Origin of the sequence: Pseudomonas sp. (genome assembly GCF_017744435.1) — a bacterium.
Classification (GTDB): domain Bacteria; phylum Pseudomonadota; class Gammaproteobacteria; order Pseudomonadales; family Pseudomonadaceae; genus Aquipseudomonas.
On the sequence record NZ_JAGIBG010000004.1, the window covers coordinates 1 to 23,855 of the forward strand.

A 23,855-nucleotide genomic window follows, 5' to 3' on the forward strand; every position below is an offset into this window, starting at 1 on the left:
CCCTGCCTGTCGCGCCAGCTGGGCGTGGAGTTGGGCCAGCCGGCCTGATTGAACCTGTCCCGGCCTCTTCGCGGGCACGCCCGCTCCCACAGGATTTGCACAGTTCTCGAAGGCTGTGCAGTACCTGTGGGAGCGGGCGTGCCCGCGAAGAGGCCGGGACAGGTTCAATCAGGCCGGCTGGCCCAACTCCACGCCCAGCTGGCGCGACAGGCAGGGCCAGCGCTTCCAGGCGGCGCCGGTTTCCGGGCTGCACAGGGTGTCGCGATAGGCCTCGACCGATTCGGCGGCAAAGCTATCGTCATCGAGCATCTCGTCCACCGAGTGGTGCACCACTTCATCAAGCTGGTTGGCGAAGGTTTCACCAATCAGCTGGTGGGCGATCAGGTTGGCCACCGTGGTGTCGACCGGGATCAGCGGTTGCTGGAAGTGGCGGATATACAGGTCGTTGACCTCCTCCACCAGGCGGTGCGCCAGGTAGGCTTCATCCAGCAGGCAATCGAGCCCCACATGCCCCTGCATCACGCTCGGCGGCTGCAGGAAATAGGCCTCGGCAATTTTCAGCACAGGTTTGATCTGGGATTCGATTCCCGCTTCGCGGGCCACGTCGTGGGCGGCTTCCAGCAGCTCCGGAACTTGATCGATGTAAGCGCTGACGAAGCGCGCCAAAGTACCCTGGGCGTCCTGCTCAGGCAGTTGGATCGAGGGGTGCAGGTGAGGCAGTTGCAGCTCGAGACGCTCTTTCAATTGGCCGGTACGGCCTTCGTGATCGTGGGCTTGGCTAATCTGCTCGCGTACAGCAGCGATGTTCATGACAACTCCAGGGACAAGACGTTTCAAACGGAAGACACTAAATTAGCTCGGTATACAGAATACCTAAGACGCATTTGTTATAAACCCCGCAAACGTGTGCGCACTTTGATATATCGCGGCGCCACTATTTTGCCACAACCCTTCAAGTCCGCACCTTTGCAGGCTTTTCCTTATTTCGCGAAGTTCATTTCACCGGTGCCGTTGCGTGCCGTTGGTCGCTGTCTATACTCCCGTTGAACGTGATTCGTTGATGAGGCCCGACTGCTTTTGCAGGGGCTCGGTCGTCGAAGCCAGGCAGTCTTGACCGCCGTTCCCTCTTGCCGCAGGCCACGCCTCCGGGACTACAAGAACGAGAAGGGGAACCCGCAATGATGCGACATCCACATGTCTGGATGGGCCTCCTGTTGTGGTCGGTTTTTGGTCAGGCCAACGCTGCCTGGACCGTGAACATGCACCCGGGGGCGACGGAAGTCTCCAACGCTGTGTTCGACCTGCACATGACGATCTTCTGGATCTGCGTGATCATCGGCATCGTGGTTTTCGGTGCGATGTTCTGGTCCATGGTCATCCACCGCCGTTCCACCGGCCAGCAGCCAGCGCATTTCCACGAGCACACCTGGGTGGAAATCCTCTGGACCATCGTGCCCTTCCTGATTCTGGTGGCCATGGCCATTCCGGCCACCAAGACCCTGATCGACATCTATGACGCCAGCGAGTCGGACATCGACATCCAGGTCACCGGCTACCAATGGAAATGGCACTACAAATACCTGGGCCAGGACGTGGAGTTCTTCAGCAACCTGGCCACACCCGCCGATCAGATCCACAACAAGGCACCCAAGGACGAGCACTACCTGCTTGAAGTCGACCAGCCGCTGGTGCTGCCGGTGGGTGCCAAGGTGCGCTTCCTGGTAACCGCCGCCGACGTCATCCACTCCTGGTGGGTGCCGGCCTTCGCGGTCAAGCGCGACGCCATTCCCGGCTTCGTCAACGAAGCCTGGACCCGTATCGAGAAGCCCGGAATCTACCGCGGCCAGTGCACCGAGCTGTGCGGCAAGGACCATGGCTTCATGCCGGTGGTGGTGGAGGTCAAGTCCAAGGCCGACTACGACACCTGGCTCGGCGAGCGCAAGGCCGAGGCGGCCAAGCTCAAGGAACTGACCAGCAAGGACTGGACCCTCGAAGAACTGGTCGAGCGTGGCGACAAGGTCTACCACACCACCTGCGTGGCCTGTCACCAGGCCGAAGGCCAGGGCCTGCCACCGATGTTCCCGGCGCTCAAGGGGTCGAAAGTGGCCACCGGGCCGAAGGAAGAGCACCTGAGCACGGTGTACCACGGCCGCCCGGGCACGGCGATGGCCGCGTTCGGCAAGCAGCTCTCGGAAGTCGACATCGCCGCCGTGGTCACCTACGAGCGCAACGCCTGGGGCAACAACAAGGGCGACATGGTCACGCCGAAGGACGTGCTGGCGCTCAAGCAGGCAGAAGCCAAGTGAACCGGGTTTTGCGCGGCAATCAGCGGATTGCAGGAGACAGGACATGAGTGCAGTGATCGACGACCACGCCCACGGCCATGACCACGCCCACGGCCCGGCCAAGGGCCTGATGCGCTGGGTGCTGACCACCAACCACAAGGACATCGGCACGATGTACCTGTGGTTCGCCTTCACGATGTTCCTGCTCGGTGGCTCGTTCGCCATGGTGATCCGCGCCGAGTTGTTCCAGCCCGGGCTGCAGATCGTCGAGCCGGCGTTCTTCAACCAGATGACCACCATGCATGGCCTGATCATGGTGTTCGGCGCCGTGATGCCGGCCTTCGTCGGGCTGGCCAACTGGATGATCCCGCTGATGATCGGCGCGCCCGACATGGCCCTGCCGCGGATGAACAACTTCAGCTTCTGGCTACTGCCGGCGGCTTTCCTGCTACTGGTTTCGACCCTGTTCAGCCCCGGCGGCGGTCCGAACTTCGGCTGGACCTTCTACGCCCCGCTGTCGACCACCTATGCGCCAGCCAGCGTGACCTTCTTCATCTTCGCCATCCACCTGATGGGCATCAGCTCGATCATGGGCGCGATCAACGTGATCGCCACCATCCTCAACCTGCGCGCCCCGGGCATGACCCTGATGAAGATGCCGCTGTTCGTCTGGACCTGGCTGATCACTGCGTTCCTGCTGATCGCGGTGATGCCGGTGCTGGCCGGCGTGGTGACCATGATGCTGATGGACATCCACTTCGGTACCAGCTTCTTCAGCGCCGCCGGTGGCGGTGACCCGGTGTTGTTCCAGCATGTGTTCTGGTTCTTCGGCCACCCCGAGGTGTACATCATGATCCTGCCGGCCTTCGGCGCGGTCAGCTCGATCATCCCGGCGTTCTCGCGCAAGCCGCTGTTCGGCTACACCTCGATGGTCTACGCCACCGGCGCGATTGCCTTCCTGTCGTTCATCGTCTGGGCCCACCACATGTTCGTGGTCGGCATCCCGGTGGTTGGCGAGCTGTTCTTCATGTACGCCACCATGCTCATCGCCGTGCCTACCGGGGTGAAGGTGTTCAACTGGGTCAGCACCATGTGGGAAGGCTCGCTCAGCTTCGAGACGCCGATGCTGTTCGCCATCGCCTTCGTCATCCTGTTCACCATCGGTGGTTTCTCCGGGCTGATGCTGGCCATCGCCCCGGCGGACTTCCAGTACCACGACACCTACTTCGTGGTGGCGCACTTCCACTATGTGCTGGTGCCGGGGGCGATCTTCGGCATCTTTGCCTCGGCCTACTACTGGCTGCCGAAATGGACCGGCCACATGTATGACGAAACCCTCGGCAAGCTGCACTTCTGGCTGTCGTTCATCGGCATGAACATGGCCTTCTTCCCCATGCACTTCGTGGGGCTGGCCGGCATGCCACGGCGTATCCCCGACTACAACCTGCAGTTCGCCGACTTCAACATGGTGTCGTCGATCGGTGCCTTCCTGTTCGGCACCACGCAGCTGTTCTTCCTGTTCATCGTCATCAAGTGCATCCGTGGCGGCGCACCCGCCCCGGCCAAGCCCTGGGATGGCGCCGAGGGCCTTGAATGGTCGATCCCCTCGCCGGCGCCTTACCACACCTTCCAGACGCCACCGGAAGTGAAGTAGGAGCGCCGCCATGAAAGGCTCGTCGCTCAAGCGCCTGGTTACTCGCCTGCTGCTGCTGACGGTGGTGATGTTCGGCTTCGGTTTTGCCCTGGTGCCGATGTATGACGTGATGTGCAAGGCCTTCGGCATCAACGGCAAGACGGGCGGGCAGTACGAAGGCAGCCAGGTCAGCGACCCGACGCGTTCGGTGCGGGTGCAGTTCATGTCGACCAATGCCGCCGACATGGTCTGGGACTTCTATTCCAAGGGCGACGAGCTCGAGGTCAACCCGGGGGCGGTGAACCAGATGATCTTCGTCGCGCACAACCCGACCAACCGGCCGATGAGTGCGCAAGCGATACCCAGCATCACCCCGGCCGAGGCCGCGGCGTATTTCCACAAGACCGAGTGCTTCTGCTTTACCCAGCAGGTGCTGCAGCCCGGCGAACGCATCGAGATGCCGGTGCGCTTCATCGTCGACCGCGACCTGCCGGAAAGCGTGAAGCACCTGACACTGGCTTACACCTTGTTCGACATCACTGCGCGTCATCCGCCGGTCGCCCATGCCGCGGTACAGGACGTCCAGGGCGCCCGTTGAGGGAAGGAGAACAGCAATGGCAAGTCATGAGCACTACTACGTTCCGGCGCAGAGCAAGTGGCCGATCATCGCCACCATCGGCATGTTCATCACGGTGTTCGGCCTGGGCACCTGGTTCAACGACATCAAGGCCGGCCACCCGTCCTCGCACGGGCCGCTGATCTTCTTCGTCGGCGCGCTGTTCCTGGCCTACATGCTGTTTGGCTGGTTCGGCTCGGTGGTCCGCGAAAGCCGTGCCGGGCTGTACAGCCCGCAGCTGGACCGCTCGTTCCGCTGGGGCATGAGCTGGTTCATCTTCTCGGAAGTGATGTTCTTCATGGCCTTCTTCGGCGCGCTGTTCTACGTGCGTGTACTGGCCGGGCCCTGGTTGGGCGGTGAGGGGCACAAGGGCATCGCCCACATGCTGTGGCCGAGCTTCGAGTTCGCCTGGCCGTTGCTGCACACACCGGACCCGAAACTGTTCCCGCCGCCCAAGGAAGTGATCAACCCGTGGCACCTGCCGCTGATCAACACCATCCTGCTGGTCAGCTCCAGCGTGACCATCACCATCGCTCACCACGCCCTGCGCCGTGACCATCGTGGCCCGCTGAAATTCTGGATGGCGTTGACCATCCTGCTGGGTATCAGCTTCATCACGCTGCAGGCCTACGAGTACCACGAGGCCTACACCAAGCTGGGGCTGACCCTGGGCTCGGGCATCTATGGCGCGACCTTCTTCATGCTCACGGGTTTCCACGGGGCCCACGTGACCTTGGGCACGATCATCCTGATCGTGATGTTCGTGCGCATCCTGCGCGGGCACTTCAACCCCGACAAGCACTTCGGTTTCGAGGCGGCGAGCTGGTACTGGCACTTCGTCGATGTGGTGTGGGTGGGGCTGTTCATCTTTGTGTATGTGCTGTGATCAGAACGGTGCGTGAGACACCAGCTGACCACTGATGAAACCCCAGGCGACCAGGCCGATGGTCAGGGTGGCGAGGGCCACCCGCACGGTCAGGGCTTTCAGCAGGCGGGTCGAGTTTTCATCGTCCTTGACCAGAAACACCAGGCCACTGAACAGGCTGGCAACCGTGGCCAACAGCATCAGGACAATCGCGGCCTTGAGCATGGCGATACTCCGGGGGGATGCGGTGATGTGGATAAGTATAGCGATTGGCCCGGCGAGGCTGCGATGAGGCGCTTTCGCCCAGGCTGGATACCGACCCTGGTGGTGCTTGCGCTGCTGCCGGGGCTGATCGCGCTTGGCTGCTGGCAACTCGGCCGGGCCGAAGAGAAGCGCGTATTGCTGGAGACCTATGCCCAGCGTGAGGTCGATGCCCCGCTGGCCACCACCCAGTTGCAGCAGACCCAGGACACTGCCTTCCGCCGTGTGCATCTCTATGGCCGCTTCGACACCGAGCACAGCGTGTTGCTGGACAACCGCATACGTGACGGCCAGGCCGGCGTCGAGCTGCTGCAACCCTTCCATGACCAGGCCAGTGGCCTCTGGCTGCTGGTCAACCGCGGCTGGATGCCGTGGCCAGACCGCCGCGTGCCGGTGCATTTCGACACCCCCGACCAGGTACTGGCGCTGAACGCGTCGGTGTATGTGGCACCGGGCAGCACCTTCCAGCTGCACCCCGACCCGGTCGGGGGGCAATGGCCGCACCTGCTCACTGCGGTCGACGCTGCGCAAGTGTGGCAGCAGCTCGATCGTGAAGGCTTCGCCCATGAAGTACGCCTGGAGCCCGGCCCGGCTGCTTATCGGCTGGACTGGCCGGTCGTCGCCATGGGCCCGGAAAAACACCTCGGTTACGCCGTGCAGTGGTTCGCCCTGGCCACTGCGCTGGTGCTGCTCTACCTCTACTTCGGCTGGCACAACAACAAGGAGAAACAGCATGGCCACCGCCCCTCCACTGAGCGTGCCTAAGCGTGGCAAACCCACAGCCCGCGGGCGTTTGCAGCTGATTCTGATCCTGCTGGTGGTGCTCGGGCCGATGATCCTGGCTACCTGCATGTACAAGCTCCAGTTCTGGGTACCGGACGGCCGCAGCTACCACGGCGCGATGATCGGCAACGGCGAGAGCCGCGCCGATATCGGCATTGCCGGCGAGGACGAACGCTGGCAACTGCTGGTCAGCGCGCCCGAGGCCTGCGCCGAGGAATGCCAGCGCCTGGTGTATCTGGTGCGCCAGATCCAGGTCGGCCTGGGCCGCGACGCCAGCCGTGCCAGCCACGCCTTGGCTGCCGCCCAGCCACTGGCCAGCGACTATCAGGCGCTGCTGGGGCGTGAGTATCCACAGCTGCAACGCTACCCACTGGATGCCCAGCGCTACCTGCAGAAGGTCGGCGAAACCGGCCCGCAACTGTGGATCGTCGACCCGCACGGCAACCTGGTGCTGCGCTACGACGGCAAGGTCAACGGCAAGCACGTGCTCGATGACCTGCGTCACCTGCTCAAGCTGTCCAACATCGGCTAGGAGCCTGCCATGGCCAGACCCGGATTCCGCATCGCTGTGTTCGCCACCCTGCTGGCACTGCTGGTCGTCCTGCTCGGTGCCTACACCCGCCTGACCCACGCCGGGCTCGGCTGCCCCGACTGGCCGGGTTGCTATGGTTTCATCAGTGTGCCCAGCAGCGAATCGCAGCTGGCCCATGCCGGGCTGCACTTCCCGGACCACCCGGTGGTAGAGGCCAAGGGCTGGGCCGAGATGGTCCATCGCTACTTCGCCGGCACCCTCGCCGTGGTGATCGCCCTGCTCGCCCTGCAGGCGCTGCGCCGACATGCCCGCGATGGCCAGCCTTATCGCCTGCCCCTGCTGTTGCTGGGCGTGGTGCTGGCGCAGGCAGCGTTTGGCATGTGGACCGTCACCCTCAAGCTGTGGCCGCAAGTGGTTACTGCGCACCTGCTGGGTGGCTTCACCACCCTGAGCCTGCTGTTTCTGCTGTCCCTGCGTCTGTCCCGGGCCTTTGCGCCCTTGCCAAAATTGCCGCTCAGCCTGCGGCGGATAGCCGCATTGGCCTTACTGGTGGTGATCGGCCAGATCGCCCTGGGCGGCTGGGTCAGTGCCAACTATGCGGCGGTCGCCTGCATCGACCTGCCCACCTGCCATGGCCAGTGGTGGCCGGCGGCCGACTTCAGCAACGGCTTCCACCTTAGCCAGCACGTCGGCCCCAACTACCTGGGCGGGCAACTCGACAGCGATGCGCGCACGGCCATCCACATCAGCCACCGCCTGGGCGCGCTGTTGGTGACCTGTGTGCTGCTGATGCTCAGCTGGAAGCTGCACCGCTGTGGCCTTACTGGCCTGTCGCGGCTGGTGCTGCTGGCGTTGGCCGTGCAAGTCGGCCTGGGGATCAGCAATGTGCTGTTCCACCTGCCGCTGGCCGTGGCCGTCGCGCATAACGCGGGTGGGGCATTGCTGCTGCTGAGCATGGTGCTGGTGAACTACCGCATCCGCGTGGTCGACAAGGTCCGTGTCGGCGTCGGGCAGGGCTGGCGCCTGCGGCCTGTAGCCGGAGTGAGCATCAACCATCACATGAGGAACGATTCGTGGCGACGCTTCTGAGCGCACGGCGTGCCGTTTGGCGCGATTACCTGGAGCTGACCAAGCCCAAGGTGGTGGTGCTGATGCTGATCACCTCGCTGGCGGGCATGTTCCTGGCAACCCGCGCCGGGGTCAGCTGGAGCGTGCTGCTGTTTGGCAACCTGGGTATCGCCTTGTGCGCGGGCAGCGCGGCAGTGGTCAACCACGTGGTGGACCGGCGCATCGACGCGCTGATGGCGCGTACCCACAAGCGCCCATTGGCCCAGGGCCGGGTCGAGCCGTTGCCGGCATTGCTGTTCGCCCTGGCCCTGGCGCTGCTTGGCATGCCCCTGCTGCTGGTGTTCACCAACGCCCTCACCGCCTGGCTGACCCTGGCGTCCTTACTCGGCTATGCGGTGCTCTACACCGGCTTTCTCAAGCGTGCCACACCACAGAACATCGTCATCGGTGGGCTGGCCGGCGCCGCGCCACCGCTGCTGGGCTGGGTCGCAGTGAGCGGCCATGTCAGCGCCGAGCCCTTGCTGCTGGTACTGATCATCTTTGCCTGGACGCCACCGCACTTCTGGGCGTTGGCCATCCACCGCAAGGAAGAGTACGCCAAGGCCGATATCCCGATGCTGCCGGTTACCCATGGCGAGCGTTACACCAAGCTGCATATTCTGCTGTACAGCCTGATATTGCTGGCAGTGAGCCTGCTGCCGTTTGCCATCCACATGAGCGGCCTGTTGTACCTGGCCTGCGCCCTGGCACTGGGCCTGCGCTTCCTGCAATGGGCCTGGGTGTTGTACCGTGGCAGCCAGCCGCACGCGGCGATCGGCACCTTCAAGTACTCCATCGGCTACCTGTTCGCGCTGTTCATCGCGTTGCTCGTTGACCACTACCTGTTGCTGACTCTATGACCCGAACCCAGAAAACCGTCTTCATCCTCGTCGCCCTGGTCGCGCTGATCCTGGGCCTTACCGTCAACAAGGTGCTCAGTGAACGGGGCCAGCTGAACCCGACCGAGCTGATCGATGCCGGCATCATCCTGCTGCCGCAGAGCCGCGCGGTGGCCGACGTGACCATGACCAACCAGGATGGCCAGCCGGTGCAGCTGGACGACCTGAAGGGCAAATGGTCGCTGCTGTTCTTCGGCTATACCTACTGCCCGGACATCTGCCCGACCACCCTGGCCCAGCTGCGCCAGGTGAAGAGCGAGCTGCCCAAGGAGGCCGTGGACCGGTTGCAGGTGGTGCTGGTGAGCGTGGACCCGAACCGCGATACACCGAACCAGCTGAAGCAGTACCTGGGCTATTTCGACAAGGATTTCGTCGGAGTGGCGGGGTCGATCGAAGATACCCAGAAGCTGGCCAATGCCTTGAGCATTCCGTTCATTCCAGCGGATACCAGCAAGCCGGGGTACACCGTGGATCACAGCGGCAACCTGGCGGTCGTCGGGCCGGATGGGCGTCAGCGCGGGTTCATTCGTGCGCCGTTCAACAACCAGAAGCTGGGGGCGCAACTGCCTGGGCTGGTCAAGCGGGATTGATGGGGCTTTAAAAGCTTCGCGGGGCAAGCCCGCTCCTACAGGGGAATGTAGGAGCGGGCTTGCCCCGCGAAGAATCCTGCGCGATTGTTCGGCTTAGAACGCCGGCACCACAGCGCCTTTGTACTTCTCGTTGATGAACTGCTTCACCTCAGGCGAGTGCAGTGCAGCAGCCAGCTTCTTCATCGCGTCCGAGTCCTTGTTGTCCGGGCGGGCAACCAGGATGTTCACGTACGGCGAGTCTTTGCCTTCGATGGCCAGGGCGTCTTTCTCCGGGTTCAGCTTGGCTTCCAGCGCGTAGTTGGTGTTGATCAGGGCGATATCGACCTGGGTCAGCACGCGCGGGATGGTGGCCGCTTCCAGCTCACGGAACTTCACGCTTTTCGGGTTTTCGGCAACGTCCTTCACGGTCGACAGGATGTTGGTGTTGTCCTTCAGCTTGATCACGCCGGCCTTGTCCAGCAGCAGCAGGGCGCGGCCGCCGTTGGTGGCGTCGTTGGGGATGACCACGGTGGCGCCGGAGGACAGCTCGTCGAGCTTCTTGATCTTGGTCGAGTACACGCCCAGCGGCTCGATGTGCACGCCGGCAACGCTGACCAGGTTGGTGCCCTTGGCCTTGTTGAACTCATCCAGGTACGGCTGGTGCTGGAAGAAGTTGGCGTCCAGGCGCTTCTCGGCCACTTGCACGTTCGGCTGGATGTAGTCGGTGAATTCCTTGACCTTCAGGTCCACGCCCTCTTTCGCCAGCTGAGGTTTGACGAAGTTGAGGATCTCGGCGTGCGGCACCGGGGTGGCGGCGACGGTTAGGGTTTCGGCGGCGTTGGCCGAGAAGGCCGCGACAGCGGCGACAACAGCAAGCAGCTTCTTCATGAATCACTCCTTGTGAGGGCCGCGACGGCCCCCGAACGGGTCGGCCGGGCCGACCCCATTGGGGTTACTTACGGGAAAAATGCACGACCAGTTTGTCGCCCACGCTCTGCAGGACTTGAACCAGTACCAGCAGCAGCACCACGGTCACGACCATCACGTCGGTCTGGAAACGCTGGTAACCGAAGCGGATGGCCAGGTCGCCCAGGCCGCCAGCGCCGACCACGCCGGCCATGGCGGTGTACGACACCAGGGTGATGGCGGTGACGGTAATCGCCGCGAAGATGCCCGGACGGGCCTCCGGCAGCAGTGCACTGGTGATGATCTGGCGAGTGGTGGCGCCCATCGACTGGGTGGCCTCGATGATGCCGCGGTCCACTTCACGCAGGGCGGTTTCCACCAGGCGCGCGAAGAACGGCGTGGCACCCACCACCAGCGGCGGGATGGCGCCGGCGACGCCCAGCGAGGTGCCGGTGATCAGCACGGTGAACGGGATCATCACGATCAGCAGGATGATGAACGGCAGCGAGCGCAGGATGTTGACCACCAGCGACAGCAGTGCATACACGCCCTTCTGCTCGAACATCTGCTTCGGCCCGCAGAGGAACAGCAGCACGCCCAGTGGCAGGCCCAGCAGCACGGTGAAGAACAGCGAGCCGAACAGCATGATCATGGTATCGACGGTGGCCAGCCAGATTTCGGCCCAGTCGACGTTGGCGAAGAAATTCAGGGCGTCCATCAACGCAGTACCTCCATATGTACGTCAGCTGCCTTGAAGCGGGCGAACGCCGCTTCCATGTCCCCGCCGATCAGGGCGAGGGTGAGCTGGCCATAGGGGACATCCTTGATGCGGTCGATACGCCCGGCGAGGATGCTGTAGTCCACGCCGGTTTCGCGGGCCACGGTGCCCAGCAGCGGGGCGTAGGTAGCGTCGCCCTGGAAGGTCAGGCGCACGATACGGCCTGGCACGTGGGCGAAGTCGTCGCGTTGCTCGCCTTCGTCGACCTGTTCATCTTCCTGGACGAAACGCTTGGTGGTTGGATGCTGCGGGTGCAGGAACACATCGGCCACCGGGCCTTGCTCGACGATCTGGCCGGCATCCATCACCGCCACGCGGTCGCAGACACGGCGGATCACGTCCATTTCGTGGGTGATCAGCACGATGGTCAGCTTCAGCTCACGGTTGATCTCGGCCAGCAGCTGCAGCACCGAAGCGGTGGTCTGCGGGTCGAGGGCGCTGGTGGCTTCGTCGCACAGCAGGATCTTCGGGTTGGTCGAAAGGGCGCGGGCGATGCCGACGCGCTGTTTCTGGCCGCCGGACAACTGCGCCGGGTACTTCTTGGCGTGGTCCGAAAGGCCCACGCGGGCCAGCAGCTCGGTAACCCGCTTGTCGATCTCGCTGCGCGACAGCTCACCGGCCAGGGTCAGCGGCAGGGCAACGTTGTCGGCGACAGTCTTGGACGCCAGCAGGTTGAAGTGCTGGAAGATCATCCCGACCTGCTGGCGGAAGCCGCGCAGCTGGCTGGCGTTGAACGCGGTGACGTCTTCGCCGTCGACGATGATCGTGCCGCCGGAAGGCTCTTCGAGGCGGTTGATCAGGCGCAGCATGGTGCTCTTGCCGGCGCCGGAATGGCCGATCAGGCCGAACACCTGGCCATTTTCAATGGTCAGGCTGGTCGGATTCAATGCGGGGATTTCCCTACCGGCAACGCGGTAGGTCTTATGTACCTGTTGGAACTCGATCACGTAGCGAACCTTGTGGGGCGCATGGAATGTGGGGCAGCGGTTAGCTGAGGTCGCGCATTTTAGCCTTTTCCCATAGCTGTTCTTAGCATTTATTTCGTAATGCACCAATCTTTCGGGCATATCGCGACAACCGGTAATTCTGATTGAACGCTCGACAAAGCCCTCCAGTCACTACTTGCACAAGCCCGACAGGGGCACGCCTGAAGACTGACGAGGAGAGCCGACCATGCCCAGCAAGAAAACGGACGCGCCCAAACACAGCGAGGCCGCTGGCACCCAGACCCCTGACCGGGCCAACACCAATGCCAAGCTGCAGAGCCTGGAAACGTTCCGCAGTGACGCTACCGGCCAGGCACTGCGCACCAACCAGGGGGTGAAGATTGCCGACAACCAGAACAGCCTCAAGGCCGGCGCGCGCGGGGCCTCGCTGCTCGAAGACTTCATCCTGCGCGAGAAGATCACCCACTTCGACCATGAACGCATCCCTGAACGCATCGTCCACGCCCGCGGCACCGGGGCCCACGGATACTTCCAGAGCTACGGCTGCCATGCCGAGCTGACCAAGGCCGGTTTCCTGCAGGACCCTGAAAAGATCACCCCGGTGTTCGTGCGCTTTTCCACGGTGCAGGGGCCTCGTGGCTCTGCCGACACAGTGCGCGATGTCCGCGGCTTTGCCGTCAAGTTCTACACCGATGAGGGCAATTTCGACCTGGTTGGCAACAACATGCCGGTGTTCTTCATCCAGGACGCGATCAAGTTCCCCGACTTCGTGCATGCGGTCAAACCCGAGCCGCACAACGAGATGCCTACCGGTGGTTCGGCCCACGATACCTTCTGGGACTTTGTCTCGCTGGTGCCGGAGTCCGCGCACATGGTGATCTGGGCCATGTCCGACCGCGCCATTCCGCGCAGCTTGCGGATGATGGAAGGCTTTGGCGTGCACACCTTCCGCATGATCAATACCGAGGGCGTGGCCAGTTTCGTCAAGTTCCACTGGAAACCGCGCCAGGGTGTGCACTCGGTGCTGTGGGACGAGGCGCAGAAGCTTGCAGGCAAGGACACTGACTACCACCGCCGCGACCTCTGGGAGGCGATCGAGACCGGTGATTACCCCGAATGGGAGCTGGGCGTGCAGATCGTGCCGGAAGCCGACGAGCACAGGTTCGACTTCGACCTGCTCGACCCGACCAAGCTGATTCCCGAGGAGCTGGTGCCGGTGACCAAGCTGGGCAAGATGGTGCTCGACCGCAACCCAGACAACTTTTTCGCCGAGACCGAGCAAGTGGCCTTCTGCCCGGGGCATATCGTGCCTGGCATCGACTTCAGCAACGACCCGTTGCTGCAGGGCCGGTTGTTCTCTTACACCGACACCCAGATCAGCCGCCTTGGCGGCCCCAACTTCCATGAAATCCCGATCAACCGGCCGGTGGCGCCGAACCACAGCAGCCAGCGCGACGCCATGCACCGCATGACCATCGACAAGGGCCGGGCTTCGTACGAGCCTAACTCCATCGATGGCGGCTGGCCCAAAGAGACGCCGCCCGCCGCGCAGGACGGCGGCTTCGAGAGCTATCAGGAGCGTATCGATGCGCACAAGATCCGCCAGCGCAGCGAATCGTTCGGCGACCACTTCTCCCAGGCGCGGCTGTTCTTCCAGAGCATGAGCCCGACCGAGCAGCAGCACATTATCAAGGCCTACAGCTTCGAGCTGGGCAAGGTGGAGCGCGAGACCATTCGCCAGCGCGAGGTGAACGAGATCCTCGCCAACATCGACCTGAAACTGGCAACGGCGGTGGCAGCCAACCTCGGGCTGCCGGCGCCGAAGCAGGGCAGGGTGCAGGTGAAAGGCGGCAAACCCGCGCAGTCCAAGGCGTTGAGCCAGATGAGCCACCCCGGTGATGTCGGGATCAAGGGGCGCAAGATCGCCGTGCTGGTGGCCGAGGGCGTGGAGGCTGCGAGTGTCGACAAGCTGGTCAAGGCGCTGGAGGCCAAAAGTGCTCGGCCGATGCTGCTGGGCCCGACTTCGGCGCCGGTGAAAACGGCGGACGGCAAGCCGTTGCCGGTCGATGCGTCGATGGAGGGGATGCCGTCGATCATGTTCGACGGGATTGTGGTGCCCAAGGGGGTGGACAAGGCCTTGGCTTCAAGTGGGGTGGCCAAGCACTTCCTGCTGGAGGGCTACAAGCACCTCAAGGCAATGGTGTTGACCAAGGACTTGCTGAGCAGCCTGGGGCTCAAGGAAGACAAGGGATTGTTGCTGGGGGATGAGCAGAAGAGCGTGGGTGCCTTTGTCAAAGCAGTAGAGGGGCATCGGGTGTGGGAAAGGGAAGCAGCTGCAGAGGCTGTACCGGCCTAGGGGGCTGCTTCGCAGCCCATCGCAGGCAAGCCAGCTCCTACAGGGGTTGCACAGGCCTTGGTGCTTGCGCCGTACCTGTGGGAGCGGGCTTGCCCGCGAAAGCTTTTATCGCTGATGCGGGACCAACACCACCTGTGCCGGCATCGACCGCTGAATCTCATGCTTCTGCTTCAACTGGAACCCGCTGTCGAGCTTGTGCACGCGCTTCTCCAGCAGGCTCTTCAGCCAGGGCGCATCCTGAGTACGGGGTACCTGGAACACCACGTCACACTGGTAATTGACCACGTCCTTGGCAATTTCGTCGAGCTGGCGACGCATCGCCCGGATGTCGGTGGTCTTCAGCGCGATCACCGTGCTCGGTGCCGTCGGGTCGATCACCCGCGCCTGGGGCTTGGCCTCAGCCGCCTTCAAGGCCGCTTCGGCCTTCTCCAGCTCGGCCTTGCGCGCCTGGGTCACGGCATCGCCGCCGGTCACGGCCGGTGCCTGCGGCATCAGCGCCCGGGCGCGGGCCAGGGCGGTGGCGGCGGCATTGACGTCACCCTTCTGCAGCACGATCTGGCTGCGTTTCAGGTAGGCCTCGGCCAGCTGGCGCTGGTTTTGTTCCAGGCGTGCGTCATCCGGTGACTGCGCCTGCAGGGCAGCCAGCTGGTCTTCGGCGGTGGCCAGCTCGTTGCTGGCGATACTCTGTTGCAGCTGCTGCCAGGCATCGGCTTGGGCAGGTGCATCGGCCTGCTCCACCGGCGCGCTGGAACACGCGGCCAGGAACAGGGAAAACGCGGCAACAAGCAGATAACGGGATGCGAACGGCTTCATTCCTGCGACTCTCTATTTGCGCAAAAAGCGAGCAAGTCTACACCCAGGTGCGCACGCTCGAAAATAAGTCTTACAGACCCTTTACCGGTGAAAAGGTTGCAGGGTGCAACTCTGTGCACCCCGGTTTTCAGCGTTTTGGCAGGGCCAGGCTCAGCAAGAATAGCACTGCCGCGCAGACCACGATCGACGGCCCGGCCGGGGTGTCCTTGAACCAGGACATGGCCAGGCCGCCGCACACGGCGGTAATGCCGAGCAGGCTGGCACCCAGTGCCATCTGCTCTGGCGAGCGGGCGTGGCGCTGGGCGGCAGCGGCGGGAATGATCAGCAGCGAGGTGATCAGCAGCACGCCGACGATCTTCATGGCCACGGCAATGACCACGGCGATCAGCAGCATCAGCGCCATGCGCAGGCCCGCTACCGGCAGGCCTTCGACCATGGCCAGTTCCTCGTGCACGGTGACCGCCAGCAACGGCCGCCACAGCGCGGCGAGCAGCAGCAGGACCAGCGCGCTGCCGCCCAGGATCCAGGCCAGGTCGGTGGTGCTGATGGCCAGCAGGTCGCCGAACAGGTAGGCCATCAGGTCGATGCGCACGTCGTGCATGAAACTCAGCACCACCAGGCCCAGCGACAGGGTACTGGGGGCGAGGATGCCGAGCAGGGTATCGGAGGCCAGCGGCTGGCGTTGCTGCAAGGTCACCAGCAGGATCGCCAGCAGCAGGCAGCCCACGGTCACCGCCAGGGCCGGGCTGACATCCAGCACGAAGCCCATGGCCACGCCCAGCAGCGCGGCATGGGACAGGGTGTCGCCGAAGTACGCCATGCGCCGCCACACCACGAACGAGCCGAGCGGGCCCGCTACCACTGCCAGGGAAAGGCCCGCAAGCAAGGCGTAAAGAAGAAAATCAGCCATGCTTGCAGTGCTCTCCGTGAACATGGGCGCCAGGGGCGACGACCGAGCCATGCAGGTCGTGGCTGTGGTCGTGATGGTGGTGGTAGACAGCCAGGCTCGGGGCATTCTGGCCAAACAACTCGACGAAGGCCGGGTCGTTGCTGACCTGCTCGGGGTGGCCCGAGCAGCACACGTGGCGGTTCAGGCAGACCACCTGATCGGTGGCGCTCATCACCAGGTGCAGGTCGTGGGAGACCATCAGCACGCCGCAGCCGTGGCGGTCGCGCAGGCGGGTGATGAGGTTGTACAGCTCGGTCTGGCCGACTACGTCGACACCTTGAACCGGCTCGTCGAGCACCAGCAGCTGCGGCTCGCGCAGCAGTGCCCGGGCCAGCAGCACCCGCTGCATCTCGCCGCCGGAAATGGTCTGGATAGGGCTGTCGATGACCTGTTCGGCGCCCACTTCCTGCAGCGCCGACAAGGCAGCCGCGCGGTCTACGCCGGGCACCAGGCGCAAGAAGCGCAGCACCGACAGCGGCAGCGTGGCGTCCACCTGGATCTTTTGCGGCATGTAGCCGATACGTAGCTTCGGCTTGCGCCAGACCTTGCCGCGGTGCGGCTTGAGCAGCCCGAGTACGGCGCGCACCAAGGTGGTCTTGCCGGCACCGTTGGGGCCGATCAGGGTGACGATCTGGCCGGGCGCCACCGACAGGTCGATGCTGTCGAGCACGGCCTCGCCACCAAAGCTGACGCCGACCTGCTCGAGGCGGATCAGGGCGTCGCTCATGCCGCGCTCCGGCAGTTGGCGCACAGGCCGACGATTTCCACCGTCTGGGTTTCGACGCTGAAGCCCACGCCCTTGGCGCTGTTGATGATGGCGTCGCTGATGCTGTCCTGCTCAAGCTCGATGGCCACGTGGCATTCGCGGCAGATCAGGAACTGGCCCTGGTGCGCGTGCTCCGGGTGGCTGCAGCCGATGAAGGCGTTGAGCGACGCGATGCGGTGTACCAGGCCGTTCTCCAGCAGGAAGTCCAGCGCGCGGTACACGGTCGGCGGCGCAGCGCGGCGGCCGTCCTGTTCACTGAGCACGGCAAGGATGTCGTAGGCGCCCAACGGCTTGTGGCTCTGCCACACCAGCTCCAGCACACGCCGGCGCAGTGCGGTCAGGCGCAGGCCTTGGCGCGTGCACAGGGCATCGGCTTCGGACAGCGCGCTGTGCACGCAATGGGAATGATCGTGGGGACGGTGAGCCAGCGGCGTGATGGACATGGGCAGCGACGGTTCTGGATGGAGACGTTATTATGTTACCTGTTTCTGACGAGTCGAGTATTCATCGTGCCCAGATTCCTTGTGCTTTTTGTCGCTTTCATCGCCTGTTCGGCGCAGGCCGACGTGCGTGTGCTGACCAGTATCAAACCCCTGCAGCAGATTGCCGCCGCCGTGCAGGATGGCGTGGGCAACCCGGACGTGCTGCTGCCGCCGGGCGCTTCGCCGCACCACTACGCCCTGCGCCCGTCCGACGTGCGCAAGGTCGGCGATGCCGACCTGCTGTACTGGATCGGCCCCGACATGGAGAACTTCCTGCCACGGGTGCTGGGCAGCCGCAGCAAGCCGACGGTGGCCGTACAGTCGCTTTCAGGCATGAAGCTGCGCCACTTTGGCGAGGACAGCCATTCCCATGAGGAGGCGGACCAGGACGACCATGACCACGATCACCGCCCAGGCAGCCTGGATGCGCACCTGTGGCTGTCGTCAGTCAATGCCCGGGTGATTGCGGCGAAGATGGCGGCTGACCTGGCGGCGGCGGACCCGGCCAATGCGGCGCGCTACCAGAGCAACCTGAAAGCCTTCACCGAGCGCCTGGATGGCATGGATGCGCGGATCAAGGCGCGGGTGGCCGGTATCGCCGGCAAGCCTTACTTCGTGTTCCATGAAGCGTTCGACTACTTCGAGTCGGCCTATGGCCTGCAGCACACTGGCGTGTTCAGTGTGGCATCCGAGGTGCAGCCGGGCGCACAGCATGTGGCCGCGATGCGCAAGCGCCTGCAGGAAGTGGGCAAGACCTGTGTGTTCAGCGAGCCACCACTGCGGCCGCGCCTGGCCGAGACACTGACGGTCGGGCTGCCGGTACGTTTGGCGGAGCTGGATGCCCTGGGTGGCACCGATCCGGTGGATGCCAAGGGCTATGAGCGCTTGCTCGAGAAGCTCGGTGGTGACCTCGCAGGCTGCCTGGAACAACTCTAAGGCGAGGCACGGCCCTTGTAGGAGCGGCCTTGTGTCGCGAAAGGGCCGCGCAGCGGCCCCAGATTTCCAGCGTCAAGGCATAGTTTGCTGGGGCTGCTTCGCAGCCCTTTCGCGACACAAGGCCGCTCCTACAAAAGCGACCGCAGCTGGGTTCAGAGGGCGAACGGCAGGTGCAACGCCACCTTCTGGCGCTGCGCCAGACGCACCTCGAACTCGCTCGGGTCGTGGATCATCACATCCATCCCGGCAAACGACTCCGCGGCAATCAGGCGCGACAGCCAGAAGCGCACGCAGCCTACCCGCAACATCTCCGGCCACAGCTCGGCTTCGGCAGCGGTAAACGGCCGCAGCGCCGCATAGGCCCCCAGCAGTGCCTGAGCGCGTGGCACATCGATCGCACCGTGGTCATCCAGGCACCAGTCGTTCACGGTGATGGCGATGTCATACAGCATCGGCCCGGAACAGGCGTTGTAGAAGTCGATCACACCGGTCAGGTGGGTGCCTTCGAACATCACGTTGTCGCGGAACAGGTCAGCGTGCAGGTTGGCACGCGGCAAGGCCAGGATCTGCGCCTTGTGCGCGGTGATCTCGTCCAGCGCCGGTTGCAGCAGCGCAGCCTGCTCGGGGCTCAGGCGCGGCAGCAGTTCGGCACCCGATGCCAGCATCCAGTCCAGGCCACGGTCGGTGCGGCGCTCGATGATGCGTTCGCGGGTGGCCAGGTGAATGTGTGCCAGCAGCTCGCCAACCTGAGCGCAGTGCTGGGGGTTCGGTGCCTTGATGTGCTTGCCCGACAGCCGTGGCTGCAGCAAGGCCGGCTTGCCGCACAGCTCGCGCAGGGCGTTGCCGTCACGGTCACGCAGGGCGTAGGGCACCGGCATGTCGGCGTCGTGCAGCACGTCGAGCAGGTCGATGAAGAACGGCATGTCCTCGACTGGCCCGCGCTCGACCAGCGTCAGGACGAACTCACCCTGTTCGAGGCTGACGAAGAAGTTGCTGTTCTCGGTACCGGCGGCAATGCCCTGGAAGTCGAGCAGACGGCCCAGCTCGTACGGCGCCAGAAAGGTTTCCAGCTCAGGCCGGGTCACGGGGGTGAAGACTGACATGATGAAAAAATGCCCATACGGGCACTTCCGCCGGGAAGTGCCGGGTTGATGTGAACGGTGCGCGCGTCAGATTACCACTCGAAGATCTTCCAGGACGGGATCAGCATGTCCGGTTGGTCGGAACGAATGAAATTGGCATCGGTGCCATCGGCGCGTACCAGGAAATACGGCTTGCCGTTTTTCGGCGTGATCTTGATCGCATACAGGAAGCCGTTCTGCCGGTATTCCTGGATGGTTTTATCGCCTTCCGTGCGAATGGTCACCTCGGGATCGGCCGAGGGGGCGTCTTCCGCCGCCAGGGTGACGACCGGCATGGTTGCCAACAGGCCGAGCAGTAACAGGCGATTGAGTGTACGCATGATAACCTAGTCCCTTTGTCGTCATTGATCCGGCTATTCTAGCTCCGGACCCGCCGAAAAGGTTGATTCTGCTCATGAGCCAAGCGCCCCTCGTCCTGGTGGACGGTTCCTCCTACCTCTACCGCGCCTTCCATGCGCTGCCGCCGCTGACCACGTCCAAGGGCATGCCGACCGGCGCGGTCAAGGGTGTGCTGAACATGCTCAAGAGCCTGCGCAAGCAATACCCCGACAGCCTGTTCGCCGTGGTCTTCGACGCCAAGGGCGGGACCTTCCGCGATGCCATGTTCGCCGAGTACAAGGCCAACCGCCCGAGCATGCCTGATGACCTTCGGGTGCAGGTCGAGCCGCTGCACGCCAGCGTCCGGGCGCTGGGCTATCCCTTGCTGTGCGTTGAAGGCGTCGAGGCCGATGATGTGATCGGCACCCTCGCCCGCAGCAGCGCGACCCAGGGCCGGCCGGTGATCATCTCGACCGGCGACAAGGACATGGCGCAACTGGTGGACGGCCACGTTACCCTGGTCAACACCATGACCGGCAGCGTGATGGACGTCGCCGGCGTGCACGAAAAGTTCGGCGTTGGCCCGGAGCACATCATCGACTTCCTCGCCCTGATGGGGGACAAGGTCGACAACATCCCGGGCGTGCCTGGCGTCGGTGAAAAAACCGCTGTTGGCCTGCTGACCGGCATCGGCGGTGGCCTCAGCGACCTGTACGCCAACCTCGACAAGGTCCCGACCCTGGCCATCCGCGGGGCCAAGACCCTGCCGGCCAAGCTCGAAGAGCACCGCGACTCGGCGTTCCTGTCCTACGAGCTGGCCACCATCAAGTGCGACGTGCCGCTGGATGTCGAGGTCGAGGCGTTGGTTTGCGGCGAGCCTGACCGCGAGGCACTGCTGGCGCTGTACAGCGAAATGGAGTTCAAGAGCTGGGTCGCTGAAGTTCAGCGTGATGCTCAGCGCGGTGCGAGCAAGGCAGGCGACGATATGGCCCCGGTGGCCGACGAGCCGGCCGCCAAGGTCGAGCCCAAGTACGAAACCATCCTCGACCAGGCCCGTTTTGACGCCTGGCTGGAGAAGCTGCGCCAGGCACCGCTGTTCGCCTTCGACACCGAAACTACCGGCCTGGACGCCCAGCAGGCGCAGCTGGTGGGCCTGTCGTTCGCGGTCGAACCCCATGAAGCGGCCTATGTGCCGCTGGCCCACGACTACGAAGGCGCCCCGGCCCAGCTGGACCGTGAAGCCGTGCTGCTGGCGCTGAAGCCGCTGCTGGAAGACCCGGCCAAGGCCAAGGTCGGGCAGAACGCCAAGTACGACATCAACATCCTCGCCAACAACTCGCCCGCCATCGAGATGCGCGGCGTGGCCTACGACACCATGCTCGAGTCGTATGTGCTCAATTCCACCGCCACCCGTCATGACATGGACAGCCTGGCGCTGAAGTACCTCGACCACACCACCATCGCCTTCGAGGACATCGCTGGTAAAGGCGCAAAACAGCTGACCTTCAACCAGATCAACCTGGACAAGGCCGGCCCCTACGCCGCCGAGGACGCCGACATCACCCTGCGCCTGCACCACGCGCTGCAGGCGCGCCTGGCGCAGACGCCGAGCGTGCAACCGGTACTGATGGACATCGAGATGCCGCTGGTGCCGGTGCTGGCCAAGATCGAGCGCCAGGGTGCGCTGGTCGATGCCGCGCTGCTGCAGGTGCAAAGCGGTGAGCTGGGCGTGAAGATGGCCGAACTGGAGCAGCGTGCCTATGCGCTGGCCGGCGAGGAGTTCAACCTCGGTTCACCCAAGCAGCTGGGGGCGATCCTCTATGACAAGCTGGGCATGCCGGTACTGAGCAAGACCGCCAAGGGCCAGCCTTCCACCGCCGAAGCGGTGCTCGACGAACTCGCCGAGCAAGGCTACCCGCTGCCCGAGGTGCTGATGCAGTACCGCAGCCTGAGCAAGCTCAAGAGCACCTACACCGACAAGCTGCCAGGGCAGATCAACCCGCGCACCGGGCGTATCCACACGTCCTACCAGCAGGCCGTGGCCGCCACCGGGCGCCTGTCGTCCAGCGACCCGAACCTGCAGAACATCCCGATCCGTACCGCCGAGGGTCGGCGCATTCGCCAGGCCTTCGTTGCCAGCCCCGGCTACAAGCTGCTGGCGGCGGACTATTCGCAGATCGAACTGCGCATCATGGCCCACCTGGCCAAGGACGAAGGCCTGCTGCATGCCTTCCGCAACGATCTGGATGTGCACCGCGCGACGGCGGCGGAAGTGTTCAGCGTGGCACTGGAAGACGTCACCACCGACCAGCGCCGCAGCGCCAAGGCCATCAACTTCGGCCTGATCTACGGCATGAGTGCGTTCGGCCTGGCCAAGCAGATTGGCGTCGACCGCAAGCAGTCGCAGGATTACATCGACCGCTACTTCGCCCGCTACCCGGGTGTGCTGGCCTACGTGGAGCGCACCCGCGCCCAGGCAGCCGAGCAAGGCTTCGTTGAAACCCTGTTCGGCCGCCGCCTGTACCTGCCGGACATCAACGCCAAGAACCCGGCCCTGCGCAAGGGCGCCGAGCGCACGGCGATCAACGCGCCGATGCAGGGCACCGCCGCCGACATCATCAAGCGCGCCATGGTCAACGTCGACAACTGGCTGAGCGAGAGCGGCCTGGATGCACGGGTGATCCTGCAGGTGCACGACGAACTGGTATTGGAAGTGCGTGAAGACCTGGTCGAGCAGGTGAAAGATGAAATTCGCACGCACATGAGCAACGCCGCGCAGCTGGATGTTCCGCTGGTGGTGGAAGCAGGAGTTGGTTCGAATTGGGACGAAGCTCACTGATTGAGCTGGGAAAGCTGTGTAGGATCTGTGACGTGGTGACGCGGATCCTGGCATGGCTCGATGCCATTAGTTCGGCAGTTTCATGAAACTATCGCAAATAGTTTTGAGGGCTCCGGAACTAAACCGGTGAAGTGGAACTCAGAGTAACTGAATGGCTGGTGAAGCCTTTCGATGCTCCTATGTTGTGTTAAGTGTTGGCAGATACCTGGACCCCGCCCTAGCGGTCCAGACTTGAACCCCGAACTTCCCCCTCCCCATACGAAGTCCGGGGTTTTTTTTGCCCGGAATTTGACTTGCAGCTGGCGAATAACACTGTGGGAGCGGGCGTGCCCGCGAAAAATCCAGCGCGGTGTCTGGCCTGGGCTTCGCCCAGGTTCGCGGGCTCGCCCGCTCCCACAGGATCAGTGAACTGCCATCAAACAGCTGGCTTGTCTTCCAGCTCCATCCAGTCCGCCAGCACCCGGTAGGCCTCTTCCAGGCCCAGGCGCTTGGGTGCCGAGAACAGCTGGATGGTCGCCGCGTCACCCCACCCCTTGCGAATCTCCGACTGCACCTTGAGCAAGGTGTTCTTGCCCGCACCGTGGGTCAGCTTGTCGGCCTTGGTCAGCAGGATATGCATCGGCATGCCGCTGGCCTTGGCCCAGTCAAGCATCATCTTGTCGAAGTCGGTCATCGGGTGACGCACATCCATCATCAAAATGATGCCTTTCAGGCAATCACGGCTGCCCAGATAGGCCTCCAGGTGCTTCTGCCAGTGTTGCTTCAGCGGAATCGGAACTTTTGCATATCCGTAGCCCGGCAGGTCGACCAAACGCCGTTCATCGTCCAGACTGAAGAAATTCAACAGCTGGGTGCGCCCTGGGGTTTTCGAGGTACGCGCCAGGCTGGCATGAGTCAGGGTATTGAGGGCGCTGGATTTGCCGGCGTTGGAACGGCCGGCGAAAGCCACCTCGTAACCCTGGTCGTCCGGGCATTGTTCGACCTTGGCAGCGCTGAGGGCGAATTTGGCTCTCTGGCAGAGGCCGAGGATGGGGTTATTGACTTGCATGGGATATCCGATGTGGGTGTTGCCA

24 protein-coding genes are annotated in these 23,855 nt (G+C 63.7%); 12 read left to right on the forward strand and 12 right to left on the reverse strand.

The window, feature by feature from the left end:
- Window positions 1-168: 168 nt before the first annotated feature.
- On the reverse strand, window positions 169-810 hold the full coding sequence (locus J7573_RS04185) for a hypothetical protein (protein WP_294325982.1): 642 nt from the start codon (window positions 808-810) through the stop codon (window positions 169-171).
- Between the two features lie 368 nt (window positions 811-1,178).
- On the opposite strand from J7573_RS04185, the gene coxB reads away from it, so the two are divergent.
- From coxB to J7573_RS04205, 4 genes are read left to right on the forward strand one after another with little or no spacing between them, the layout of a single operon-like run.
- Window positions 1,179-2,306: a cytochrome c oxidase subunit II gene (coxB, locus tag J7573_RS04190; protein WP_294325986.1), complete on the forward strand. Its 1,128-nt coding sequence runs from the start codon at window positions 1,179-1,181 to the stop codon at window positions 2,304-2,306.
- 43 nt (window positions 2,307-2,349) lie between these two features.
- Window positions 2,350-3,939 carry a cytochrome c oxidase subunit I gene (gene ctaD, locus J7573_RS04195; RefSeq protein ID WP_294325988.1) on the forward strand — a complete coding sequence of 530 codons (1,590 nt, stop codon included), beginning with the start codon at window positions 2,350-2,352 and terminating at the stop codon, window positions 3,937-3,939.
- A 10-nt stretch (window positions 3,940-3,949) separates the two neighbouring features.
- The gene (locus J7573_RS04200; protein WP_110639501.1) at window positions 3,950-4,516 is read left to right on the forward strand and encodes a cytochrome c oxidase assembly protein; all 567 of its coding nucleotides are present in this window, start codon (window positions 3,950-3,952) and stop codon (window positions 4,514-4,516) included.
- A gap of 16 nt (window positions 4,517-4,532) precedes the next feature.
- A complete protein-coding gene (locus J7573_RS04205; protein ID WP_294325991.1) occupies window positions 4,533-5,420 on the forward strand; it encodes a cytochrome c oxidase subunit 3 in 888 nt (295 codons plus the stop codon).
- Here the strand turns inward: J7573_RS04205 and J7573_RS04210 are convergent, their stop codons facing one another.
- The gene (locus J7573_RS04210; RefSeq protein WP_060507818.1) at window positions 5,421-5,624 is read right to left on the reverse strand and encodes a twin transmembrane helix small protein; all 204 of its coding nucleotides are present in this window, start codon (window positions 5,622-5,624) and stop codon (window positions 5,421-5,423) included.
- A gap of 63 nt (window positions 5,625-5,687) precedes the next feature.
- On the opposite strand from J7573_RS04210, the gene J7573_RS04215 reads away from it, so the two are divergent.
- Genes J7573_RS04215 through J7573_RS04235 form a run of 5 tightly spaced genes read left to right on the forward strand, consistent with a single transcriptional unit; the run spans window position 5,688 to window position 9,571 of the window.
- Window positions 5,688-6,425, forward strand: a complete 738-nt coding sequence (locus tag J7573_RS04215; protein ID WP_294325995.1) for an SURF1 family protein — start codon at window positions 5,688-5,690, stop codon at window positions 6,423-6,425.
- Window positions 6,394-6,975 (forward strand): hypothetical protein, encoded by a 582-nt coding sequence (locus J7573_RS04220; protein ID WP_294325997.1) that lies wholly within the window; start codon window positions 6,394-6,396, stop codon window positions 6,973-6,975. The genes J7573_RS04215 and J7573_RS04220 overlap by 32 nt, the downstream gene beginning before the upstream one ends.
- Before the next feature lie 9 nt (window positions 6,976-6,984).
- On the forward strand, window positions 6,985-8,064 hold the full coding sequence (locus J7573_RS04225) for a COX15/CtaA family protein (RefSeq protein WP_294326000.1): 1,080 nt from the start codon (window positions 6,985-6,987) through the stop codon (window positions 8,062-8,064).
- Window positions 8,049-8,942, forward strand: a complete 894-nt coding sequence (gene cyoE / locus J7573_RS04230) for a heme o synthase (RefSeq protein WP_294326002.1) — start codon at window positions 8,049-8,051, stop codon at window positions 8,940-8,942. Before J7573_RS04225 ends, cyoE begins: the two co-directional genes overlap by 16 nt.
- Window positions 8,939-9,571 carry an SCO family protein gene (locus J7573_RS04235; protein ID WP_294326003.1) on the forward strand — a complete coding sequence of 211 codons (633 nt, stop codon included), beginning with the start codon at window positions 8,939-8,941 and terminating at the stop codon, window positions 9,569-9,571. Before cyoE ends, J7573_RS04235 begins: the two co-directional genes overlap by 4 nt.
- Before the next feature lie 93 nt (window positions 9,572-9,664).
- Here J7573_RS04235 and J7573_RS04240 read toward each other — a convergent pair whose 3' ends face one another.
- The 3 genes from J7573_RS04240 to J7573_RS04250 all read right to left on the reverse strand — a co-directional run bounded on the left by J7573_RS04240 (window position 9,665) and on the right by J7573_RS04250 (window position 12,181).
- Window positions 9,665-10,438: a MetQ/NlpA family ABC transporter substrate-binding protein gene (locus J7573_RS04240; protein ID WP_294326005.1), complete on the reverse strand. Its 774-nt coding sequence runs from the start codon at window positions 10,436-10,438 to the stop codon at window positions 9,665-9,667.
- A gap of 64 nt (window positions 10,439-10,502) precedes the next feature.
- Entirely contained in the window at window positions 10,503-11,174 is a 672-nt protein-coding gene (locus J7573_RS04245; protein ID WP_010951513.1) for a methionine ABC transporter permease, read from the reverse strand.
- Window positions 11,174-12,181, reverse strand: coding sequence for a methionine ABC transporter ATP-binding protein (locus J7573_RS04250; protein ID WP_294326034.1), 1,008 nt, complete (start codon window positions 12,179-12,181; stop codon window positions 11,174-11,176). The genes J7573_RS04245 and J7573_RS04250 overlap by 1 nt, the downstream gene beginning before the upstream one ends.
- A gap of 226 nt (window positions 12,182-12,407) precedes the next feature.
- Here J7573_RS04250 and katE point away from each other — a divergent pair, with 226 nt between their 5' ends.
- Window positions 12,408-14,537: a catalase HPII gene (katE, locus tag J7573_RS04255; RefSeq protein WP_294326036.1), complete on the forward strand. Its 2,130-nt coding sequence runs from the start codon at window positions 12,408-12,410 to the stop codon at window positions 14,535-14,537.
- 105 nt (window positions 14,538-14,642) lie between these two features.
- On the opposite strand, the gene J7573_RS04260 is transcribed toward katE, so the two are convergent.
- From J7573_RS04260 to zur, 4 genes are all read right to left on the reverse strand, one after another.
- On the reverse strand, window positions 14,643-15,350 hold the full coding sequence (locus J7573_RS04260) for a PA5502 family lipoprotein (RefSeq protein ID WP_294326037.1): 708 nt from the start codon (window positions 15,348-15,350) through the stop codon (window positions 14,643-14,645).
- 127 nt (window positions 15,351-15,477) lie between these two features.
- Entirely contained in the window at window positions 15,478-16,260 is a 783-nt protein-coding gene (gene znuB, locus J7573_RS04265) for a zinc ABC transporter permease subunit ZnuB (RefSeq protein ID WP_294326039.1), read from the reverse strand.
- The gene (gene znuC / locus J7573_RS04270) at window positions 16,253-17,026 is read right to left on the reverse strand and encodes a zinc ABC transporter ATP-binding protein ZnuC (protein ID WP_060483860.1); all 774 of its coding nucleotides are present in this window, start codon (window positions 17,024-17,026) and stop codon (window positions 16,253-16,255) included. The genes znuB and znuC overlap by 8 nt, the downstream gene beginning before the upstream one ends.
- Window positions 17,023-17,508, reverse strand: coding sequence for a zinc uptake transcriptional repressor Zur (gene zur, locus J7573_RS04275; protein WP_110639512.1), 486 nt, complete (start codon window positions 17,506-17,508; stop codon window positions 17,023-17,025). The genes znuC and zur overlap by 4 nt, the downstream gene beginning before the upstream one ends.
- An 18-nt stretch (window positions 17,509-17,526) precedes the next feature.
- Here zur and J7573_RS04280 point away from each other — a divergent pair, with 18 nt between their 5' ends.
- Window positions 17,527-18,483 (forward strand): zinc ABC transporter substrate-binding protein, encoded by a 957-nt coding sequence (locus tag J7573_RS04280; RefSeq protein ID WP_294326048.1) that lies wholly within the window; start codon window positions 17,527-17,529, stop codon window positions 18,481-18,483.
- Between the two features lie 152 nt (window positions 18,484-18,635).
- Here the strand turns inward: J7573_RS04280 and J7573_RS04285 are convergent, their stop codons facing one another.
- Together J7573_RS04285 and J7573_RS04290 are read right to left on the reverse strand one after the other, a co-directional pair.
- Window positions 18,636-19,586 (reverse strand): homoserine kinase, encoded by a 951-nt coding sequence (locus J7573_RS04285; RefSeq protein WP_294326050.1) that lies wholly within the window; start codon window positions 19,584-19,586, stop codon window positions 18,636-18,638.
- A gap of 71 nt (window positions 19,587-19,657) precedes the next feature.
- Window positions 19,658-19,945, reverse strand: coding sequence for a DUF2782 domain-containing protein (locus tag J7573_RS04290; RefSeq protein WP_027917186.1), 288 nt, complete (start codon window positions 19,943-19,945; stop codon window positions 19,658-19,660).
- Window positions 19,946-20,019: 74 nt separating this feature from the next.
- Here J7573_RS04290 and polA point away from each other — a divergent pair, with 74 nt between their 5' ends.
- A complete protein-coding gene (polA, locus tag J7573_RS04295) occupies window positions 20,020-22,782 on the forward strand; it encodes a DNA polymerase I (protein ID WP_294326057.1) in 2,763 nt (920 codons plus the stop codon).
- Window positions 22,783-23,197: 415 nt separating this feature from the next.
- Here the strand turns inward: polA and yihA are convergent, their stop codons facing one another.
- On the reverse strand, window positions 23,198-23,830 hold the full coding sequence (yihA, locus tag J7573_RS04300) for a ribosome biogenesis GTP-binding protein YihA/YsxC (RefSeq protein ID WP_294326059.1): 633 nt from the start codon (window positions 23,828-23,830) through the stop codon (window positions 23,198-23,200).
- Window positions 23,831-23,855 lie beyond the last annotated feature (25 nt).

Bases quoted from the DNA above. Each gene is read 5' to 3' on its own strand.
- polA (WP_294326057.1), top strand. From the start codon at position 20,020: ATGAGCCAAGCGCCCCTCGTCCTGGTGGACGGTTCCTCCTACCTCTAC.
- J7573_RS04215 (WP_294325995.1), top strand. From the start codon at position 5,688: ATGAGGCGCTTTCGCCCAGGCTGGATACCGACCCTGGTGGTGCTTGCG.
- J7573_RS04225 (WP_294326000.1), top strand. From the start codon at position 6,985: ATGGCCAGACCCGGATTCCGCATCGCTGTGTTCGCCACCCTGCTGGCA.
- yihA (WP_294326059.1), bottom strand. From the start codon at position 23,830: ATGCAAGTCAATAACCCCATCCTCGGCCTCTGCCAGAGAGCCAAATTC.
- J7573_RS04260 (WP_294326037.1), bottom strand. From the start codon at position 15,350: ATGAAGCCGTTCGCATCCCGTTATCTGCTTGTTGCCGCGTTTTCCCTG.
- katE (WP_294326036.1), top strand. From the start codon at position 12,408: ATGCCCAGCAAGAAAACGGACGCGCCCAAACACAGCGAGGCCGCTGGC.
- znuC (WP_060483860.1), bottom strand. From the start codon at position 17,026: ATGAGCGACGCCCTGATCCGCCTCGAGCAGGTCGGCGTCAGCTTTGGT.
- ctaD (WP_294325988.1), top strand. From the start codon at position 2,350: ATGAGTGCAGTGATCGACGACCACGCCCACGGCCATGACCACGCCCAC.
- zur (WP_110639512.1), bottom strand. From the start codon at position 17,508: ATGTCCATCACGCCGCTGGCTCACCGTCCCCACGATCATTCCCATTGC.
- J7573_RS04200 (WP_110639501.1), top strand. From the start codon at position 3,950: ATGAAAGGCTCGTCGCTCAAGCGCCTGGTTACTCGCCTGCTGCTGCTG.
- coxB (WP_294325986.1), top strand. From the start codon at position 1,179: ATGATGCGACATCCACATGTCTGGATGGGCCTCCTGTTGTGGTCGGTT.
- J7573_RS04205 (WP_294325991.1), top strand. From the start codon at position 4,533: ATGGCAAGTCATGAGCACTACTACGTTCCGGCGCAGAGCAAGTGGCCG.
- J7573_RS04290 (WP_027917186.1), bottom strand. From the start codon at position 19,945: ATGCGTACACTCAATCGCCTGTTACTGCTCGGCCTGTTGGCAACCATG.
- J7573_RS04240 (WP_294326005.1), bottom strand. From the start codon at position 10,438: ATGAAGAAGCTGCTTGCTGTTGTCGCCGCTGTCGCGGCCTTCTCGGCC.
- J7573_RS04285 (WP_294326050.1), bottom strand. From the start codon at position 19,586: ATGTCAGTCTTCACCCCCGTGACCCGGCCTGAGCTGGAAACCTTTCTG.
- J7573_RS04280 (WP_294326048.1), top strand. From the start codon at position 17,527: ATGGAGACGTTATTATGTTACCTGTTTCTGACGAGTCGAGTATTCATC.
- J7573_RS04245 (WP_010951513.1), bottom strand. From the start codon at position 11,174: ATGGACGCCCTGAATTTCTTCGCCAACGTCGACTGGGCCGAAATCTGG.
- J7573_RS04220 (WP_294325997.1), top strand. From the start codon at position 6,394: ATGGCCACCGCCCCTCCACTGAGCGTGCCTAAGCGTGGCAAACCCACA.
- J7573_RS04210 (WP_060507818.1), bottom strand. From the start codon at position 5,624: ATGCTCAAGGCCGCGATTGTCCTGATGCTGTTGGCCACGGTTGCCAGC.
- J7573_RS04235 (WP_294326003.1), top strand. From the start codon at position 8,939: ATGACCCGAACCCAGAAAACCGTCTTCATCCTCGTCGCCCTGGTCGCG.
- J7573_RS04185 (WP_294325982.1), bottom strand. From the start codon at position 810: ATGAACATCGCTGCTGTACGCGAGCAGATTAGCCAAGCCCACGATCAC.
- znuB (WP_294326039.1), bottom strand. From the start codon at position 16,260: ATGGCTGATTTTCTTCTTTACGCCTTGCTTGCGGGCCTTTCCCTGGCA.